This is a genomic window from Novosphingobium capsulatum NBRC 12533 (assembly GCF_001598375.1).
GTDB lineage: Bacteria > Pseudomonadota > Alphaproteobacteria > Sphingomonadales > Sphingomonadaceae > Novosphingobium > Novosphingobium capsulatum.
Genome location: NZ_BCYV01000013.1, coordinates 71,480 through 89,253 on the forward strand (window position 1 = coordinate 71,480; position 17,774 = coordinate 89,253).

The following is a 17,774-nucleotide window of genomic DNA, read 5'->3' on the forward strand; positions in this document are numbered from 1 at the left end:
CCATGGCTGTCGTGCATGCCCACCCCCGTCGCCCCGCGCCCAACGGGTTCAGCCTGGTGGAACTGATGGTGGTGATCTTCATCCTGGGCCTGCTGACCACGGTGGTGCTGATCAACGTGATGCCCAGCCAGGATCGCGCCATGGCGGTGAAGGCGCAAAGCGATATCGCCACGCTGGAGCAGGCGCTGGAGATGTTTCGGCTGGACCAGGGCAGCTATCCCAGCCAGGCGCAGGGGCTGGCTGCGCTGCGTGAGGCGCCGCCCGATGTCGCCGTGCCGGAAACCTGGCGCAAGGGGGGCTATATCCAGCGCTTGCCCAAAGACCCTTGGGGCAGGCCCTATCTCTATCGTGTGCCTGGCCGCGATGGCGCGCCGTTTGCGCTGATGTCGCTGGGTGCCGATGGCCAGCCCGGCGGCACCGGCGCCAATGCCGATATCATGGCGCAGGGGCAGGGCGGCTGAGGTGCCGGATCACGGCCTGATCCTGTTGCTGGCCGAAACCGGCGGGCCGCCGGTTGCCGCATGGTGCGTGGCCGATGGGCGTATCGATGCCTTGCCGCCTGGGCAAGACCTGGCGGGCTGGCGCGGCCGCATCACCGCGCTGGTTCCCGCCGCGCAGGCACCCGTGCTGGCCCTGACCGCGCAGGAAACCGCCACCGCCGACCAGGCCTTGGCCGTGGCGCGGCTGGCGGCGCAGGATCATGCCCTGGCGCCCGGCAGCACGGCGGTGGCGGGCCGGGACGATGGGCAGGTCGTGACGACGCTGGTTGCGCAGCAGGCCCTGACCGCTTGGCAGGCGCAGGTTGTAGCGTTGATTGGCCGCAGTGCCGATGCATTGCTGCCAGCCGGATTGCTGCTGCCGCCGCCGCCAGCGGGCACGGTCCACCGCGCCAGCCTGGGGCGCGGAATGGTGCTGGCGCGCACCGACCAGGCGGCCTTTGTTGCCGAAGCGCCGCTGTGGCAGGCGCTCGTGCCCGATGGCGCCCAGGTGGTGGATTGGGCAGAGGGTGACCTTGGCCCGCGCCTGCTGCAGGTACATGCGGCGCCTTGGCTCGACATGCAGGGTGGCGCGGCGGGGCACGCCCCCTGGCCGGTACGCCGGCTGGCGCGCCTGGCAGTGCTGGTCAGCGTGCTGGCGCTGGCCGTGCCCGTGGCGCAGATCATGCGCTGGCGCGTGGATGCGGCGCGGATCGCGGCGACCAGCGTAGCACAAGTGGGCGCGCGCTTTCCCGCCGTCACCGATCTGGCCAGCGCAGAACAGGCGGTCAATGCGGCGCGCCTGCGGGCGCAGGCCGGCGCCGATGGCTGGGCGCCGCCCACTGCCGCGTTGTGGCAGGCGCTGCGGGCAGCGCCGGGAGTGCGCCTCGCCGGCCTGCAGCACACGGCGCAGGGTAGCTTGCGGTTCACCCTCGCGGCACGGGAGACCGCGCCGGTCGATGCGGTGCTGCTGGCCTTGCAGCGCGATGGCTGGCGCCTGGCCCAGCCACCGGCGCCGGTACGCGATGGCGCCGGCATTGTCGCCACTATCACGATGCGGGCGCCATGATGGCGCGGGTGCAGGCGTGGCTCGCCACACTGACCGCGCGCGAACGCGGCATGGTCAGCCTGGCGGTTGGCCTGGCCATGGCTTTCGCCCTGGCGCAGGGCGTGCTGGTACCGCTGGCCCAGGCCTGGCAGGCGGCCCGCGCGCAGCATCAGGCAGCCGCGCAACGCAGCGCGCACCTGCTGCGCCGGCTTGCCGATCTGGAAGACGGCGCGGGCGCGCCAGCCAAGATCGATCCTGGCCGCCTGTTGGCTCTGGCGGTGAAGGGCGGGGTCAGCCTCGCTCCGGCAGAGGCGCAGGGGGCATCGGTGCGGCTGGTGGGTCAGGGATCGAGCAGTGCGGTGCTCGCCTGGCTGGAATCCCTGCGCGGGCAGGGCCTGATCGTGCAGCAGATCACGCTTGCACCATTGCCCGAAGGCGGCGTGAGCGTGGACGTACGCGTGATAGTTGCGCCCTAGGCGGCGCGGTCTTCCTTGCTGCGGGTATAGCCCACTTGCGGCACGTCGAGGTGGAACGGGCGCAGCGGCTTGCCGAGGTTGCGTTCCATCGCCGGCACGATGCGGTTGCGGGCCTGCGCGGCGATGGCCTTGCGGCCGGGGCAATCGCGCGGATCGAACGGATCGAGGAAGTGGATGTCGAGCCGGAAAGAACCGCGCCGCGCCAGGATGCGCAAGGCATTGGCGATGCCGCCCTCGGTGCCGATCCAGCCGATCCATTCCGCCACGGCGCCGTAATCGAGCACGACCGGCTGCACCAGGACGCCCGGTGGCGGAGGTTCGAGCACGCGCAGCATCGATGTCTTGAATGGCAGCAGCGACTGACCGTCGGTGGTGGTGCCTTCGGGAAAGACGGTGATGGCCCAGTTGTCAGCCAATGCCTCGCGCAGGCGGTTGATCTGGTCGGCCACGCCCAGCCGGTCTTCGCGGCTGACGAAGACCGTGCGGTTGAGCCGGGACAGCCAGCCCACCACCGGCGCCTGGCCGATTTCAGACTTGGACACAAAGGCCGTGCCGCTGGCGCCGCCAAGGGCCAGAATATCCACCCACGACAGGTGGTTGCTGATGTAGAACACATCGCGGCGCAGCGGCGTGCCGTGAACTCGCACGCGCGCGCCACACAGGCGTGCCGCCAGATAAAGGAACACGCGCGGCAGCGGCGAGCCATAGTGCACCGTGCGCCACACATAGTGCAGCGGCACGCAGATCAGCAGGGCGAGCAGAATGCCCACCGCGCGCCAGAACACGCGGAACTTGCCCAGCAGGCTGATCGGGGCATCGCGCTCGGGGCCGACGCTGCGCTGGCGGACCATGGTGGTGCTCAGCTTTCCCAGCCGAGCTTGACGCCGTAGAGTTCCATGCGGTGATCGACCAGGCGATAGCCCAGCTTTTCCGCAATCTGGCGCTGCAACTGTTCGAGTTCGGGATCGACGAATTCGATCACCCGGCCCGTTTCCACGTCGATCAGGTGATCATGGTGCGCCTCGGGCGTGGCTTCATAGCGGGCGCGGCCATCGCCGAAATCGTGGCGATCGAGGATGCCGGCCTCCTCGAACAGGCGCACGGTGCGATAGACCGTGGCGATCGAGATGCGCGGGTCGCGCGCCGCGGCGCGTTCGTGCAACTTTTCCACGTCGGGGTGGTCGCTGCTTTCCGACAGCACTTGCGCAATCACGCGGCGCTGGTCGGTAATCCGCAGGCCGCGTTCGGCGCAAAGGGCTTCGAGATCGATCACTCGGTGCACGCTGTTCTCGTCATTCTGGAAAGGTCAGTGCCCAATATAGGCGAATTGGCGTGGCTTGTTAACCGGCCAGACGCGGCGAAACCACAGGGAGGCTACGGCGCTGTGGATGACCGGGCCAAGGCCCACGGCATCACGCCGATCGGGCATGCAAAGGCCCGGCAAGCATAGCGCCTGCCGGGCCGAATATGCAGGTGCGGCGCGCCGGGATTGCTCCCTATGCGCCAGCGCGCCTGATCAGGCCGATGCGGCAGCCTTGCCGCGACCGCGCTTGGCGGGGGCAGCGGCGGGCTTGCGGCCCAGGCCAATCTTCTTGGCCAGTTCACGGCGCTTTTCGGCATAGGCCGGGGCGACCATCGGATAGTCGGCCGGCAGGTTCCAGCGTGCGCGATACTGTTCGGGCGTCATATTGTAGCGGGTGGCAAGATGGCGCTTGAGCATCTTGAGCTTCTTGCCGTCTTCCAGGCAAACGATGTGGTCATTCTTGACCGAAGCGCGGATCGATACTGCCGGTTCGGGCGCGGGTTCAGCGACCGGTTCAGACGGCTTGAGCCCGGCGAGCGCCGAATAGACATTGGAAATGAGCACCGGAAGGTCACCCACCGCAACGCTGTTGTTGCTCACGTGGGCGGCCACGATGTCCGACGTCAGCGTGATCAGGGTTTCACGCATATCGTTTTCGATATCACTCATTGCGATCCGGCTTTCGTTCTATGTTGCTGTGCGACACGTTTTTAGACGACATCCCGCTTTGTCGGGAGCGTCGGTTGTCTATACGCTTTTATATTCGATAAACAACCGCGGGAAGATGCGGTATTCGATAAAATGACCGAAATTTCATAAACAGCTGATTTGCCGAAATTTCAAATCACAGTTTAAGTTCCTGGCTAATTGCCGCAATCCTTTCGCCAGTGGTGCTGCGATAGTAACCGGGCCTAATTCCAATGGGTTGGAATCCGTGTTTGCGGTAGAGGTTCCCGGCAGGATTGCCTTCGCGCATCTCCAGAAACAACCGCGCCATGCCCAAACTGCGCGCCTGGGCGATGAATCGTGCCAGCAGCGAGTCGCCCAGACCCTGCCGCCGATATTGCGGTGCAACAGCGAAGAGCAGCAGTTCTTCTTCGTCGAATATACTGCGCGACAAGAAGAATCCGGCAGTCGAGGCGAGGTCTTGGGGATGCTCGCCGCCATCGGCACCGATCAGGCCATAGCGGGTGCGCCCGATCAGCAGCGCGTCGCCCACCTGGCGGCGGTTCCAGGCTTCGCCATAGTCGGGCGGAAAGGCCGTGGTCATCACGGCCATGATGCGGTCGAGATCCTCGATCTGCTCCATCACGCCGGCAAGGCGCCGCCTGGCAACCGGGCGTCCGGCGCGCGGCCATAGGCAGGCGCGGCGCCATCGGTAAGGGCTGATGAATCGAGCAGATGGGCGCTGCGGGCATCGGGCCACAGCGGGCAGACCTGCACGGGGGCGTGCCCATCTGGCCGCGCGGCGGCGCAGGCAGCGGCCTGGCTGCCGGCCACCAGCGGCGCGGTCAGTCGCGCCAGCGCCAGGTCGGGTGACAGCGAGGCAAGCGGCGCGGTGGGCCGGCCGGCCGCATCGAACGGGCGGAAGAACCATTCCCCGTGGCCGCCGGTCATCACCACGTCGACCGGTTGCGGCGCCGGCCCGCCCTGCTGCGCGCGCGCCATGGCTGCCACCAGTTCCAGGCTCTGATAGCCCAGCACATGGGCATTCCAGGCAAGCGCCAGGGCACGCGCCGCGGCCAGCCCCACGCGAATGCCGGTAAAGCTGCCCGGCCCGCTGTCGACCAGGATCGTGGCGGCGCGGCCCTTGTCAGGCAGCGCAGCAATCATCGGCACCAGCCGTTCGGCATGGCCACGGCCAAGCATCAGGCATTCGCCCGCGATCAGCGCATCGTCTTCGTAAAGGGCGACCGAACAGCTTTCCGTGGCGCTATCGATCACCAGGCGGCGGCGGGAAAAAGGGGCAGCCTGGGGCACGACGAGTCCCGTTCCGATCAGGCCGCGCGCACTTCGGTCACTTCGGGCACATAGTGCTTGAGCAGGCTTTCGATGCCGTGCTTGAGCGTGGCGGTCGACGAAGGACAGCCCGAGCAGGCGCCCTGCATCTTGAGATAGACCACGCCTTCGCGAAAGCCCCTGTAGATGATGTCGCCGCCATCGTTGGCCACGGCCGGGCGCACGCGGGTTTCGATCAGGTCCTTGATCTGGTCGACGATATCGGCGTCAGCCGGATCATCGCCGAAATCCTCGTCCTCGCCGGGCACCATGATCCCTGCCGCACTGCCAGCGGCAAAGAGCGGCGCCTGCGACACGAAATGATCGAGCAGGATCGCCAGCACCTGCGGCTTGGCATCGGCCCATTGCGCGCCCGGCGCAATCGTCACCGCGACGAATTCCTGGCCGAACAGAACTTCGGTCACGTCGCCCAGCGAAAACAGCGCCTGCGCCAGCGGCGAGACCTCTGCCTCTTCGGGCGAGGTGAACGACCGCGTGCCGCTGGTCATGACCCGTTCGCCCGGCAGGAACTTGAGCGTGGCCGGATTCGGCGTGGTTTCGGTTTCGATGAACATGATTGTTGCATTTAGGACTGGGGGGGGCAGGGGTCAAGGGGCGAGAAGGGCCGGCAGGCCGTGATCGGCCATGTATTTCGCTGGAATGGGCCTGCCTGGCTGCTATGAACCGGGCCATGATGACTGCTCCTTCGCGCGCTGCGCGCTTCGCCATGCTTGTTTCGTCTGCCGTGCTCGCCGCCTCGGCCCTGGCCGCGCCGGTTGTTGCCGCCCCGGTCAAGCGGGCGGCACCGGCCGCTCGCCCGGCTGCCGCCGCTGCGGCGCTGTCCACCGCCATCCTGCCGGTGCCGCTGATGCCGGTGGTGCCGGCCGGCCAGCGCCAGTGCAGCGCCAAGACCGCTTCGGGCCTGGGCACGCTGACGCTCAAGCCGTCGGCCGATGCCGCCCATCCGGCCAAGGGTGACTATGTGCTGGTCAACTATATCGGCTACCTTGCCGCCGATGGCCGCGTGTTCGACCAGAACACCGCCGCTGCCTTTCCGGTCGAAGGGGTGATCCCCGGCTTTTCCGAAGGCCTGCAACTGATGGCCAAGGGCAGCACCTGGCGGTTCTGCGTGCCGGCCACGCTGGGCTATGGCGCGCAAGGGGCGGGCGAGACCATCCCGGCCAATGCCGATCTCGTATTCCAGGTGGAACTGGTCGATTACAAGACCGCCGCCGACGTCGAAAAGATGCGCGCCGCTGCCGCCGCTGCAGGCCAGCCGGGCGCCGATGGGCAGCCTGCCACGCCGGCCCCCGCCACCACGCCCAAGCCGTAATGGCGTAATTAAGCGATATGAACGTGGTGAAGGGCCGGTCTATTCACTGGCCCTTCACAAACCCCCTCCCTATAGATGGGAAATGCGATCGAACACCTGGCGCTCGCGGCGCTTCGCTTTTCTCGTTCTTTCCCTGCTCGCCACCACGGCGCCCGCCGGCATTCCGGCAGCGGCGCAGGCCAGAGCCGCCCCGGCGGCGACGGCCGTGGACAACACGGCGCAGAACTGGCTCTACGTCGGCAGCGACGTGCCGCAGGACAAGGAATGGATCTTTGGCCGCCTGCCCAATGGCTTGCGCTATGCCGTGCGCCACAATGGCGTGCCGCCCGATCAGGTTTCGGTGCGCGTGCTGGTCGATGCCGGATCGTTTTATGAAACCGATGCCCAGCAGGGCTTTGCCCACCTGATCGAACACCTCACGTTCCGCGATTCCAAGTATCTCAAGTCGGGTGAGGCGATCCCCACCTGGCAGCGCCTGGGCGCCACGTTCGGCAGCGATACCAATGCCGAAACCAGCGGCACCCAAACCGTTTACAAGCTCGACCTGCCCGATGCCACGCCGGCCAAGCTGGATGAAACCTTCAAGCTGCTGTCGGGCATGATCGCCGCACCGATCTTCACGCCGCAGGGGGTGAAAACCGAAGTGCCGATCGTGCTGGCCGAAATGCGCGAGCGCTCCGGCCCGCAGACCCGCGTGATGGACGCCACGCGCGAGTTGTTCTTTGCCGGCCAGCCGGCCGCCACGCGCTCGCCGATCGGCAAGGTCGAAACGCTGCAGGCGGCCACGCCCGAGAGCATCAAGGCCTTCCACGACAAGTGGTATCGCCCCGACAACACGATTATCGTGGTGGCCGGTGATGCCGATCCCCAGGCGATGCTGGCGCAGATCACCAAGTGGTTCGGCCCGTGGACCGGCAATGGCCCCAAGCCCGCACCGGTCGATTTCGGCAAGCCGGTGGCGCCCAAGGGGGCCAATCCGGCCAATCCTGTCGATGGCGCCCGCGTGCTGGTGGAACCCAGCGTGCCGATGCAGTTCAACTATGCCGTGGTGCGGCCGTGGAAGCGGCATGCCGATACCATCGCCTATAACCAGGGGCTGATGATCGACCGCCTGGCCATGGCGCTGATCAACCGCCGCCTGGCCGTCCGCGCGCGGGCCGGTGGCAGTTTCCTGTCGGCCTCGATCGACCAGCAGAACTATGCCCGCTCAGCCGATACCACGCTGGTGTCGGTCACGCCGCTGGGTGATGACTGGAAGGCCGCCGTGGCCGATGTGCGTTCGGTGATCGACGATGCACTGGCCTCGCCGCCCTCGCAGGCCGATATCGATCGCGAGGTGGCCGAGTTCGACCTGTCGTTCAAGGTGCCGGTCGAAACCCAGCGCACCCAGGCCGGATCGGACCTGGCCGACGATATCACCCAGGCGGTCGATATCCGCGAGACGGTGGCCAACCCCGAGACGGTCTATACCATCTTCAAGAAGTCGGTGCCGCTGTTCACCCCGCAGGCCGTGCTGGCGCATACCCGCGCGCTGTTCAAGGGCACGGTCGTGCGCGGCATGCTGACCACGCCGCGCGATATCGGCGCGACGGCGGCCGATGTGCGCGCCGCGCTCATTGCCAAGCCGGTGCCAACCGGCAGCGTCCGCCTGCCGACCGACAAGCTGACCTTTGCCCAGTTGCCGCCGATCGGCACGCCGGGCACCGTCGCCCGGGCGCAGCCCACCGGCGTGCTGGGGATCGAGCGGCTCACCCTGTCGAACGGGGTCAAGGCGTTGCTGTGGGCCAATGATGCCGAACCGGGGCGGATCATCATCCGCATTCGCTTTGGCGGCGGCCTTGCCGCGATCGCGCCCAAGGATGCGGTCTATGCCTCGCTGGGCGATATGGCGCTGATGGAAACCGGCTTTGGCAAGGTGGACCGCAACGCGCTGGACGAGTTGGCCACGGGCCGCAAGTTCAACCTCAATTTCAAGCTTGACGATACCGCGTTCGAGTTTTCGGCCGACACCCGCCCGTCCGATCTCAAGGACCAGCTCTACCTCTTCGCCGCCAAGCTGGCCGAGCCGCGCTGGGATACCAACCCGATCCTGCGCGCGGTGGCAGCGGCCAAGCTGCAATATGCCGCCAGTGGCTCTTCGCCCCAGGCGGTGTTGCAGCGGGAAATGGGCTGGCTGCTCAAGGACAAGGACCCGCGCTACAAGGTGCCCGATCCGGCCGCGCTCGATACCGTGACGCCAGCCGATTTCCGCCGCGTGTGGGAACCCCTGCTGGCGCAGGGGCCGATCGAGGTGGACATGTTCGGCGATTTCACGCGGCAGCAGGCGCTCGATGCGCTAAACACCACGTTCGGCGCGCTGCCGGCCCGCACTGCGGCCAATCCGCCGCCACTCGATCCGCATCTGCCCGCGCACAATGAAACCCCGGTGGTGCTGACCCACACGGGCGATGCCAATACCGCCGCCGCCATGGTGGCCTGGCCCACCGGTGGCGGGCGCACCGGCGTGCACGAATCGCGCCAGCTCGAAATCCTGGCGCAGATCGTCAACAACCGCCTGTTCGACGAGATGCGCGAAAAGATCGGCGCGTCCTATGCCCCGCAGGTCGAATCCGTCTGGCCGATGGATCTGCCCTCGGGCGGTTATCTTGGCGCAACGGTGCAACTGCGTCCGCAGGATCTGCCCGCGTTCTTTACCGCGACGGACAAGATCGCCGCCGATCTGGTAGCTGCGCCGCCTACGCCCGATGAAATCGAGCGCGTGACTGAGCCGCTCAAGCAGCTGATCACCCGGGCCAGCACGGGCAACGCCTTCTATATGTCGCTGCTGGAAGGCGGAGCGCAGGAACCGGGCAAGTTCGACGATATCCGCTCGATCCTGGTAGATTACAGCAAGACCACGCCCCAGGCGATGCAGGCGCTCGCCGCCCGCTATCTCCAGCACGATCGCTCATGGCGCGTCGAAGTCGTCCCCGAAGCTAAGAAATAACGTGCAGGATCCTCCCTCCGCAAAGCGGGGGGAGGTGGCGGCCACAGGCCGCCGGAGGGGGTGTTTTTCTTCCCCCCACGCAACAAAATGTCGATCACACTATGCGAAAGGCTTTCTTTGCAATCCTGCGCGCGTGCGCCTATGTCCGCCGGTCTTGAAAGGAATGAGGACAGTGGCACAGAACTGGAATGCAAAGAGCTGGCGGGATCAAGAGGCGCGGCATCTGCCGGTCTATCCCGACGCGGACAAGCTGAACGCGGTGGAAGGCACCCTTGGCAGCTTTCCGCCGCTGGTCTTTGCCGGCGAGGCACGCGCGCTCAAGGCCGATCTGGCCCAGGTGGCGGCGGGCAAGGGTTTTCTGCTCCAGGGCGGGGACTGCGCCGAAAGCTTTGCCGAATTTCATCCCAACAACATCCGCGACACGTTCCGGGTGCTGTTGCAGATGGCCGTGGTCCTCACCTTTGCCAGCAAGCAGCCGGTGGTGAAGGTTGGCCGCATGGCCGGCCAGTTCGCCAAGCCGCGCTCGTCGCCGGTGGAGCGCCAGGGTGATGTGGAACTGCCCAGCTATCTGGGTGACAACATCAACGGGATCGATTTCACGCCCGAACAGCGCATCCCCGATCCTGACCGCATGCTGCGCGCCTATAGCCAGGCGGCCGCAACGCTCAACCTGCTGCGCGCCTTTGCCGGCGGCGGCTATGCCAACCTCCGCCAGGTGCACGGCTGGACGCTCGACCATATCGCCAAGAGCCCCTGGGCCACCAAGTTTGGCGAAATGGCCGACAAGATCGGCGAAGCGCTGGACTTCATGGAGGCCTGCGGCGTCAACCCGTCGAATGTCCCGCAGTTGCAGGGCACCAGCTTCTATACCAGCCACGAAGCGCTGCTGCTGCAGTATGAAGAGGCGATGACGCGGCAGGATTCGCTGACCGGTGACTGGTACGATACCAGCGCGCACATGCTGTGGATCGGCGATCGCACCCGTTTCGAAGGTTCGGCCCATGTCGAATTCCTGCGCGGCGTGGGCAATCCGATCGGCATGAAGTGCGGCCCCAGCCTGACGCCCGACGCGCTGCTGCGCATGCTCGACACGCTCAACCCCGCGCGCGAAGCCGGCCGCATCACCCTGATCAGCCGCTATGGCCACGACAAGGTGGAAGCCGGCCTGCCCGCGCTGGTGCGCGCGGTGAAGCGCGAAGGCCACCCGGTGGTGTGGAGCTGCGACCCGATGCACGGCAACGTGATCAAGGCCGACAACGGCTACAAGACGCGGCCGTTCGACCGCATCCTGGCCGAAGTGAAGGGCTTCTTCGCCGTGCACCGCGCCGAAGGCACGCATGCGGGCGGCATCCATATCGAGATGACCGGCCGCGACGTGACCGAATGCACCGGCGGCGCCGTGGCGATCACCCAGGAAAGCCTGGCCGACCGCTACCACACCCACTGCGACCCGCGCCTCAACGCCGCGCAGTCGATCGAACTGGCGTTCCTGCTGGCCGAAATGCTCAACCTGGAACACGCCGACAAGAAAGCCGAAGCGGCCTGAGACTACCAAAAAGCCCCCTCCTCTTCAGAGGAGGGGGTTGGGGGTGGTGTGAAGCCGAGCGCTAAATCCCGAACAAGCGGGACCCCGGATCAAGTCCGGGGTGACGAGCCATGTAACGTCAGTTTAACGTCACCCCGGACTTGATCCGGGGTCCCGCTTGCTGATGAGCACACATTTCCGGGCACAACCCCACGGCGCCACTTCCCCCCGCGCACGCCATCGCGCACAGTGGCGGGCATGAGCCAGCCCAACGCCCAAAAGCCCATGGACCCGCTTGCCCAACGCGCGCTGTTTGCCAGGGCGGTGGACCTGCTCGGCGGGATCAAGGCCGCTGGCCAGGCGATCGGGGAAAGCGAACTGGGCATGGCCGCGCTGCTTTCGGGCGCGGAGCCATTGCATCCGCGCGTGCTGGAGCGGGCGAGCAAGGCCTTGATCGCCCATGCGGACGCCTGCCGCGCGATGGAGCGGCGGATTTCGCCGGCCTTTACTGCCAACCTGACGAACGCGCAGATCGGCAGGGGCTGAAACCCACCGCGGTCTGCGCCCAAGGCGGCCTGGCGGATATAGTATAACGCTGATCGGCGCGGGTTTGTCGTTCGTCGAACGGGTGGGAACCTTTGCTTGACACGATCGCGCCCGCGCGCGTTCGATGCGGCCGCCAAACCGGTTTCGCCTGTAAAGGAATTCACCCTTGCGCTCCGCCCTGTCGCTTGCTGCTGCCGTATCCCTGCTTGCTCTCAACCCCGTGCTGGCCCTGGCCAAGCCTGATGACGCCGCCAAGGCGGACAAGGCCGACAAGGACGCCAAGTCTGACGCGGCGCGCAACGATCCCGATGGCGTGCCCGATCCCGACAGTGCCACCACCACGCGCTTCTTCAAGCCGCGTAAGGTGCTTTCGTCCGGCATGGTGACGGTGGGCGGCCAGAAGATTGACTACACCGCCGAAGCCGGCACCGTGGTGGTGCACCAGGCCGATTGGGACGATACCGATTGGCGCGAAACCGCTGCGGCCGGCAAGACCAAGGACGAGGCCAAGGACGCCCCGGCCGAAGCCTCGATGTTCTACACCGCCTATTTCAAGAAGGGTGCCCCGTCGGCCGATCGGCCGATCACGTTCCTGTTCAATGGCGGCCCCGGTTCGGCCACGGTCTGGCTGCACATGGGCGCGTTCGGCCCGCGCCGGGTGATCACTGCCAACGACAGCCACACTCCGCCCGCGCCTTATAACCTGGTGGACAACGCCTATAGCCTGCTCGACGCATCGGACCTGGTGTTCATCGATGCACCGGGCGCTGGCTGGTCGCGCATTGCCGGCAAGAACAAGGAAAAGGCGTTCTGGGGCGTGGACCAGGATGTCCATGCCTTCCGCGAATTCATCAAGGCGTTCCTGTCGGACCATGGCCGCTGGAACTCGCCCAAGTTCCTGCTGGGCGAAAGCTATGGCACGCCGCGCGCCTCGGCCCTGGTCAACGCGCTGCAATCGGACGATTCGGTCGATTTCAACGGGGTTGTCCTGCTTTCGGCGATCCTCAACTTCGATCTTTCGGCCGATGGCCCGGAACACAACCCGGGCGTGGACAGCGCCTATGTGGTGAGCCTGCCGACCGTGGCGGCGACGGCATGGTATCATAACCGCCTGCCCGGCACGCGCCCGGCTGACCTGGAAACCTTCCTGCGCGAGGTGGAGCACTTTGCCACCACCGACTATGCCATGGCCCTGATGCAGGGCAGCACGCTACCCGACGCCCAGCGCCAGGAAATGGCCAAGCGCCTGGCCGGCTATACCGGCATTCCCGCCGAATACTGGCTGCGCTCCAACCTGCGGCTCAACGTGGGGCAGGTGATGCAGCACCTGCAGGAAGAACAGGGCCTGACCACCGGCCGCCTCGATTCGCGCTTTTCGGGCCCGACGCTCGATCCCACGGCCAAGGAAGCCGGCTATGACCCGCAGAGCGCGGCAATCAGCTCGGCCTATATCTCGGCCTTCAACGCCTATGCGCGCGACAGCCTGCACTATGCCACGCAGGCGACCTACAAGCCGTTTGCCGGGCTGACCGAATGGGACATGACCCACCGCCTGCCCGATGGCAGCCGGTCGGAAAGCGGCCCGCTCAACGTGATGCCTGACCTGGCCAACGCGATGAAGCAGAACCCGCAGCTCAAGGTGCTGCTGGCCGGCGGCTATTACGATCTCGCCACGCCCTATTTCGAAGGCCTGTTCGAAACGCGCCACCTGCCCATGCCGCAATCGCTGCAGGGCAACATCAGCTTTGCCTATTACCCGTCAGGCCACATGGTCTATGCCAACGAAGCCTCGCTCAAGGGCTTCCACGATGCCACGGCGGCCTTCATCGCCCGCAACAGCGGCAAGCACTGATCCCGTTCAATAGAACGCGGTCACGTTGAACGAACCATAGGTGGTGGATTGCCCCGGCTGCGCATTGGGCGCGGTCTGCATGAAGCCACCTTTGGCCAGATAGACCCCATCGAATTCCAGGCGCAGCCGGCGGGGCACCGCCCAATAGCGCAGCCGGGAATCGAACTGGTGCCCGGCAAAGGTGCCGCTGGTGCCCGCCGCATCGCGCACGCCCGAACTGCCAAACATATCGTGCGCATTGGCCAGCCACATCGGGTGCCACGTCAGCAGATAGTCAAACCGCTTGGACGGCGCGCCTTCCAGCCGCAATCCGGGGGCGATGATGTTGGCGCGATAGGGCACGTTATAGAGCCCGGCCGGGGCGAAGTCGTTGCGCCGCGTGGCGTAGAGCGGATCATAGCGGGTGATCGTGCCGCCGGGCGTATCGCCAGTGGCAAAGTCCAGCTCTGCCGTCAGATGCGTTTTCGCCCTGTCGGCAAAGGTATAGCCCAGGCGCACGTGCAGGTTGCTGGCGCTGACGGGCAGCAGCGGCGCATTGGGCGCCATGACCATGGCTTCCTCGCCCCACTGGTAATTGCCTTCCAGCTCGTAATCCAGGTGCGCCGGCGCGGGCTCTGCCGCCAGGCGCAGGCTGGAGGTGTTGAGCGAGCGGTCGCGCGTCGGGGTATCGGGCCGGTCGCGTTCGCCAAGGTGCAGCAGCCCGGCCTCGATCAAGGTGACCGGCGCGCCCTTGACCGATATCACCTTGCCGACAAAGCCGCCCCACAGCATCAGGTCAAAGCCCTCATGGTCCCAGGCAAAGCGGTGGACATGCATGCCGCGCCGGTCCAGCGGCAGGCGCTGGTCGGGCAGGGTGAAGACCAGTGACGCGCGCCATCCGCTGGGCCATTGGGCCTCGGCATGCAGGCCGGTATAGCTGTTGATGGTGTTGCGATAATCGTCGGCCGCGATCAGGCGGCGTGACCCGATGTTGAGCGTTTCGCGCCCCACTCTGACATTGAGCTTGCTGCCCTTGCCGAGGCGGCCGGGCAGGTCCAACCCGACATAGCCTTGCACCAGCTCGAAAGCGTTGATCTCTCCGGTGGTGATCGGCGTGCCGGGATTGTCGTTGAACACGCGCGCGTCCCACAACTCTCCCACCACCTGCCACGGGCCCTTGGTCCACGCGGCCTTGATCGTGGCGCGGGTGTTGATCAGCTGGTCGGTGCGGTTGGCGTTGGGCCGCGCCTGGCCATCGATCGCTTCATAACGCAGGCGGATCTGGCCAGAAATGGCCAGGCCATCGGCCGGCCGTGCCTCTCCTGCCAGCGCCGGCGGGGCGGCTGCCAGGGCCATTGCGGCAAGCAGGGCGGCGCCCGGCAGGCGGGCACGGTGGCAAATGGCGGGCATCGGCGGTTTCCCTCGTGGCACAGCGATGCCACCGGGATTAGCGCCGCGCCGGCCAAGCCGGCGTGAAAGCGGCCTTAAGCGGAACTACGCGCCGTCGAACAGCACCACCGCGCGCGCGCCATCGCCACGGCGCAGCGCGGCAAAGCCATCGTTGACCTGATCGAGCGTGATCCGCGCGGTCAGCATGGTGTCGAGCTTGAGCTGCCCACCGAGGTAGAAATCAACCAGGCGCGGCAGGTCGATCGGAAAGCGGTTCATGCCCATCAGCCCGCCTTGCAGCGTCTTGCCCGACAGCAGGTCCATCGCCGAAAGGCCGACCTTGTGATCGAGCGGCATCATGCCCAGGATCGTCGCCGTGCCACCCCGGCGCAAGACCTGCACCGCCAGATCGGCCGAAGCCGGGCGGCCCACGGCCTCGATCGCATGTTCCACGCCGCCGCGCGTCAGTTCCACGATCGCGCCGGCGGCATCGTCGGCACTGGGGTCGATCGTGTCGGTCGCGCCCATTTCCTGCGCCAGCGCGCGCTTTTCGGGTGAAGGGTCGGCGGCGATGATGCGGCCGGCCCCGGCAATGCGCGCGGCGTTCACGGCCGCCAGGCCCACGCCGCCGCAGCCGATCACCGCCACGCTGTCCCCCGGCGTCGGCTTGCAGGCATTGAACACCGCGCCAGCCCCGGTGGTGACCGCGCAGCCCAGCAGCGCCGCGCGATCGAGCGGCATGTCGGGCCGGATGGCGACGCAGGCGTTTTCGTGCACCAGCATCATTTCGGCCAGCGCCGACAGGTTGAGCATCTGCTGCACCGGCGTGCCGTCTGGCCGGGCAAGGCGCGGCGCCGCGCCGCGCGCGCGGCGGGTGCCGCTGCCCAGGCACAGCGCCATGCGGCCCGACAGGCAGAATTCGCAGGTGCCGCAAAAGGCCGAAAGGCAGGTGACCACACGATCACCCTTCTTCACCCGCCGCACTTCCTCGCCCACGGCCTCGACGATGCCGGCGGCCTCGTGCCCCGGCACGGCGGGCAGCGCGTGGGGATAGGCGCCGTCGATGAAGTGCAGGTCGGAATGGCACAGGCCGCAAGCCACCGTGCGGATCAGCACCTCATGCGGGCCGGGCCGGTCAACCACCAGATCGGCCAGGGTCAGCGGCTGGCCCGCTTGTTCGAGAACGGCAGCTTTCATCGGTGGTCCTCTTCGTGGCGCCGGCGGATCGCGTCGCGGCTGCGCTGGTTCATTCGCGCAAATGCGCGGCCGGTCAACGCCCGGTAAGGGTGATCATCCAGAAATCGGGCCGCGTGCCGATGCGCAAGGGAAAGCTGCCCGATCCCACGCCGCTGCCGATCAACACGATCTGGTCCTGCCAGTGCACGATGCCACAGCGAAACCGCGCATCGTAATAGCGATTGCCGGTGATGGGGTTGCCCGCGATGCTGATGCCGGGCAGGTGAATCTGGCCGCAATGGGTGTGGCCGGCCAGGATCAGCGGCACGCCGGGGATCACGCGCGGCACGTGCTCCACCACGATCACCGGCTTGCCCGCGGCGCGCGCGGCGGGCAGCAGCGGCGCGGCGATCAGCCGGGCACGGGGCGTATCGGCCAGGCCCAGCAGCGTGATCGGCCCCACGCCCTGGCTCTGGTTGTTGAGCACGGTGATCCCGGCGCGGCGCAGCAGCGCGGTAACCGCGTGCGGATCGGTCCATTCGTCATGATTGCCCAGCACGGCATAGACGCCCAGCGGGGCATGCAGGCGCGCCAGTGCCTCGGGCAGCAAATCCAGATGCACCGCCGGATCGTTGCGCCGGTCACCATTGACGAAATCGCCGGCCAGCAGGATGGCATCGGGGTGCTGCGCCATGATCTGGTCCACCACGCGGTCCAGCCGGGCGGCGCTCATCCCGTGGCTGCCGACATGGATATCGGAAACCAGCGCCACGTCGATCTTGCGGCCGGCCATGGCCGGGGTATCGAACACGATCACCGCGCGGCGCACCAGCGGCGGCCAGGTTTCCACCCAATAGCCCCAGCCCAGCAAGGCCAGCCCGGCCAGAATCAGGGCAAGGAGAGTCCAGGCCCACCACATCCGGCGATGGCTTGGCGGCGATGGCTCGATCTCCACGGCCGCCACGCGATCAGTGCCGGGTCAATTCGCGGACAAAGCCGATCAGACCGGTCTGGCGCGCGCGCTTGAGGCGTTCGGCCGCCAGGATCTGGCAGATCTGGGTATAGCAGGCATCGATATCGTCGTTGACCACGACATAGTCATAGCCGTCCCAGTGGCTGATTTCGGCCTGGGCGCGGGCCATGCGCGCGGCGATCACTTCGGCGCTGTCGGTGCCGCGCCCGGTCAGGCGGCGGCGCAGTTCCTCGATGCTCGGCGGCAGGATGAACACGCGCACCACGTCGGCCTCGGCCTTTTGATAGAGCTGCTGCGTGCCCTGCCAGTCGATGTCGAACAGGGTGTCGCCGCCTTCCTTGAGGCGGGCGCGGATATGGGCCTTGGGCGTGCCATAGCAATTGCCGAAGACTTCGGCCCATTCATAGAATTCGTTGGCTTCGACCATGGCATCGAACGTGGCGCGGTTGACGAAGTGGTAATCCTTGCCATCCACCTCGCCGGGGCGGATCGGGCGCGTGGTGGCCGAAACCGATGCCTCGATCTGCGAATCGTGCGCCAACAGGCGCTTGGCGATCGTCGTCTTGCCCGCGCCCGATGGCGAAGAGAGGATGAGCATAAGGCCGCGACGATGCAGCGCATCGGCACGGGAAACGGGCAGGGTGGGGGGCAATGCGCTGTCGGCCATGGTCGCAGATGGACCATGGCCGCCCTGCCGGTCAAGCCGCAGTTTGT

General features: G+C 66.8%; 18 protein-coding genes. 8 read left to right on the forward strand and 10 right to left on the reverse strand.

Annotated elements, in window-relative coordinates; genetic code table 11:
* Positions 1-2 precede the first annotated feature (2 nt).
* The 3 genes from gspG to SCA01S_RS12850 are packed head-to-tail and all read left to right on the forward strand — an operon-like array spanning position 3 to position 2,000.
* On the forward strand, positions 3-461 hold the full coding sequence (gene gspG, locus SCA01S_RS12840; RefSeq protein ID WP_062786144.1) for a type II secretion system major pseudopilin GspG: 459 nt from the start codon (positions 3-5) through the stop codon (positions 459-461).
* A 1-nt stretch (position 462) separates the two neighbouring features.
* Entirely contained in the window at positions 463-1,545 is a 1,083-nt protein-coding gene (locus SCA01S_RS22270) for a hypothetical protein (RefSeq protein WP_062786147.1), read from the forward strand.
* The gene (locus tag SCA01S_RS12850) at positions 1,542-2,000 is read left to right on the forward strand and encodes a type II secretion system protein M (RefSeq protein ID WP_062786150.1); all 459 of its coding nucleotides are present in this window, start codon (positions 1,542-1,544) and stop codon (positions 1,998-2,000) included. Before SCA01S_RS22270 ends, SCA01S_RS12850 begins: the two co-directional genes overlap by 4 nt.
* On the opposite strand, the gene SCA01S_RS12855 is transcribed toward SCA01S_RS12850, so the two are convergent.
* From SCA01S_RS12855 to SCA01S_RS12880, 6 genes are all read right to left on the reverse strand, one after another.
* Complete coding sequence (locus tag SCA01S_RS12855) at positions 1,997-2,851, reverse strand: lysophospholipid acyltransferase family protein (RefSeq protein ID WP_062786153.1); 855 nt, start codon at positions 2,849-2,851, stop codon at positions 1,997-1,999. The two genes, SCA01S_RS12850 and SCA01S_RS12855, sit on opposite strands and share 4 nt — an antisense overlap.
* 8 nt (positions 2,852-2,859) lie before the next feature.
* Positions 2,860-3,282 (reverse strand): Fur family transcriptional regulator, encoded by a 423-nt coding sequence (locus SCA01S_RS12860; protein WP_062786156.1) that lies wholly within the window; start codon positions 3,280-3,282, stop codon positions 2,860-2,862.
* A gap of 234 nt (positions 3,283-3,516) precedes the next feature.
* A complete protein-coding gene (locus tag SCA01S_RS12865) occupies positions 3,517-3,972 on the reverse strand; it encodes a Ros/MucR family transcriptional regulator (RefSeq protein WP_022674704.1) in 456 nt (151 codons plus the stop codon).
* Between the two features lie 175 nt (positions 3,973-4,147).
* On the reverse strand, positions 4,148-4,612 hold the full coding sequence (locus SCA01S_RS12870) for a GNAT family N-acetyltransferase (protein WP_245652601.1): 465 nt from the start codon (positions 4,610-4,612) through the stop codon (positions 4,148-4,150).
* Positions 4,612-5,283, reverse strand: a complete 672-nt coding sequence (tsaB, locus tag SCA01S_RS12875; protein WP_054130681.1) for a tRNA (adenosine(37)-N6)-threonylcarbamoyltransferase complex dimerization subunit type 1 TsaB — start codon at positions 5,281-5,283, stop codon at positions 4,612-4,614. The genes SCA01S_RS12870 and tsaB overlap by 1 nt, the downstream gene beginning before the upstream one ends.
* Positions 5,284-5,300: 17 nt before the next feature.
* The gene (locus SCA01S_RS12880) at positions 5,301-5,876 is read right to left on the reverse strand and encodes a NifU family protein (RefSeq protein WP_062786162.1); all 576 of its coding nucleotides are present in this window, start codon (positions 5,874-5,876) and stop codon (positions 5,301-5,303) included.
* A 116-nt stretch (positions 5,877-5,992) separates the two neighbouring features.
* On the opposite strand from SCA01S_RS12880, the gene SCA01S_RS12885 reads away from it, so the two are divergent.
* The 5 genes from SCA01S_RS12885 (at position 5,993) to SCA01S_RS12905 (ending at position 13,543) form a co-directional block, all read left to right on the forward strand.
* Positions 5,993-6,634 carry an FKBP-type peptidyl-prolyl cis-trans isomerase gene (locus tag SCA01S_RS12885; protein ID WP_167542900.1) on the forward strand — a complete coding sequence of 214 codons (642 nt, stop codon included), beginning with the start codon at positions 5,993-5,995 and terminating at the stop codon, positions 6,632-6,634.
* Positions 6,635-6,716: 82 nt separating this feature from the next.
* On the forward strand, positions 6,717-9,620 hold the full coding sequence (locus tag SCA01S_RS12890; protein WP_062786165.1) for a M16 family metallopeptidase: 2,904 nt from the start codon (positions 6,717-6,719) through the stop codon (positions 9,618-9,620).
* 172 nt (positions 9,621-9,792) lie between these two features.
* Positions 9,793-11,166: a class II 3-deoxy-7-phosphoheptulonate synthase gene (locus SCA01S_RS12895; protein ID WP_054130678.1), complete on the forward strand. Its 1,374-nt coding sequence runs from the start codon at positions 9,793-9,795 to the stop codon at positions 11,164-11,166.
* Positions 11,167-11,403: 237 nt separating this feature from the next.
* Positions 11,404-11,691 (forward strand): hypothetical protein, encoded by a 288-nt coding sequence (locus tag SCA01S_RS12900; protein ID WP_022677432.1) that lies wholly within the window; start codon positions 11,404-11,406, stop codon positions 11,689-11,691.
* Positions 11,692-11,857: 166 nt separating this feature from the next.
* Positions 11,858-13,543 (forward strand): S10 family peptidase, encoded by a 1,686-nt coding sequence (locus SCA01S_RS12905; protein WP_062786167.1) that lies wholly within the window; start codon positions 11,858-11,860, stop codon positions 13,541-13,543.
* A 6-nt stretch (positions 13,544-13,549) separates the two neighbouring features.
* Here the strand turns inward: SCA01S_RS12905 and SCA01S_RS12910 are convergent, their stop codons facing one another.
* The 4 genes from SCA01S_RS12910 to gmk all read right to left on the reverse strand — a co-directional run bounded on the left by SCA01S_RS12910 (position 13,550) and on the right by gmk (position 17,727).
* On the reverse strand, positions 13,550-14,932 hold the full coding sequence (locus SCA01S_RS12910; protein WP_245652603.1) for an alginate export family protein: 1,383 nt from the start codon (positions 14,930-14,932) through the stop codon (positions 13,550-13,552).
* Between the two features lie 84 nt (positions 14,933-15,016).
* A complete protein-coding gene (locus tag SCA01S_RS12915) occupies positions 15,017-16,108 on the reverse strand; it encodes a Zn-dependent alcohol dehydrogenase (RefSeq protein WP_062786168.1) in 1,092 nt (363 codons plus the stop codon).
* A gap of 73 nt (positions 16,109-16,181) precedes the next feature.
* Complete coding sequence (locus tag SCA01S_RS12920) at positions 16,182-17,051, reverse strand: metallophosphoesterase (RefSeq protein WP_062786171.1); 870 nt, start codon at positions 17,049-17,051, stop codon at positions 16,182-16,184.
* A 4-nt stretch (positions 17,052-17,055) separates the two neighbouring features.
* A complete protein-coding gene (gene gmk, locus SCA01S_RS12925; RefSeq protein ID WP_062786174.1) occupies positions 17,056-17,727 on the reverse strand; it encodes a guanylate kinase in 672 nt (223 codons plus the stop codon).
* Positions 17,728-17,774: the final 47 nt, after the last annotated feature.

What these genes read in the sequence shown, in the direction of transcription:
- gspG (WP_062786144.1), top strand. Translation starts at nt 3, where the DNA reads ATGGCTGTCGTGCATGCCCACCCCCGTCGCCCCGCGCCCAACGGGTTC.
- SCA01S_RS12850 (WP_062786150.1), top strand. Translation starts at nt 1,542, where the DNA reads ATGATGGCGCGGGTGCAGGCGTGGCTCGCCACACTGACCGCGCGCGAA.
- SCA01S_RS12855 (WP_062786153.1), bottom strand. Translation starts at nt 2,851, where the DNA reads ATGGTCCGCCAGCGCAGCGTCGGCCCCGAGCGCGATGCCCCGATCAGC.
- SCA01S_RS12865 (WP_022674704.1), bottom strand. Translation starts at nt 3,972, where the DNA reads ATGAGTGATATCGAAAACGATATGCGTGAAACCCTGATCACGCTGACG.
- SCA01S_RS12870 (WP_245652601.1), bottom strand. Translation starts at nt 4,612, where the DNA reads ATGGAGCAGATCGAGGATCTCGACCGCATCATGGCCGTGATGACCACG.
- SCA01S_RS12880 (WP_062786162.1), bottom strand. Translation starts at nt 5,876, where the DNA reads ATGTTCATCGAAACCGAAACCACGCCGAATCCGGCCACGCTCAAGTTC.
- SCA01S_RS12885 (WP_167542900.1), top strand. Translation starts at nt 5,993, where the DNA reads ATGATGACTGCTCCTTCGCGCGCTGCGCGCTTCGCCATGCTTGTTTCG.
- SCA01S_RS12890 (WP_062786165.1), top strand. Translation starts at nt 6,717, where the DNA reads ATGCGATCGAACACCTGGCGCTCGCGGCGCTTCGCTTTTCTCGTTCTT.
- SCA01S_RS12900 (WP_022677432.1), top strand. Translation starts at nt 11,404, where the DNA reads ATGAGCCAGCCCAACGCCCAAAAGCCCATGGACCCGCTTGCCCAACGC.
- SCA01S_RS12910 (WP_245652603.1), bottom strand. Translation starts at nt 14,932, where the DNA reads ATGCCCGCCATTTGCCACCGTGCCCGCCTGCCGGGCGCCGCCCTGCTT.
- SCA01S_RS12915 (WP_062786168.1), bottom strand. Translation starts at nt 16,108, where the DNA reads ATGAAAGCTGCCGTTCTCGAACAAGCGGGCCAGCCGCTGACCCTGGCC.
- gmk (WP_062786174.1), bottom strand. Translation starts at nt 17,727, where the DNA reads ATGGCCGACAGCGCATTGCCCCCCACCCTGCCCGTTTCCCGTGCCGAT.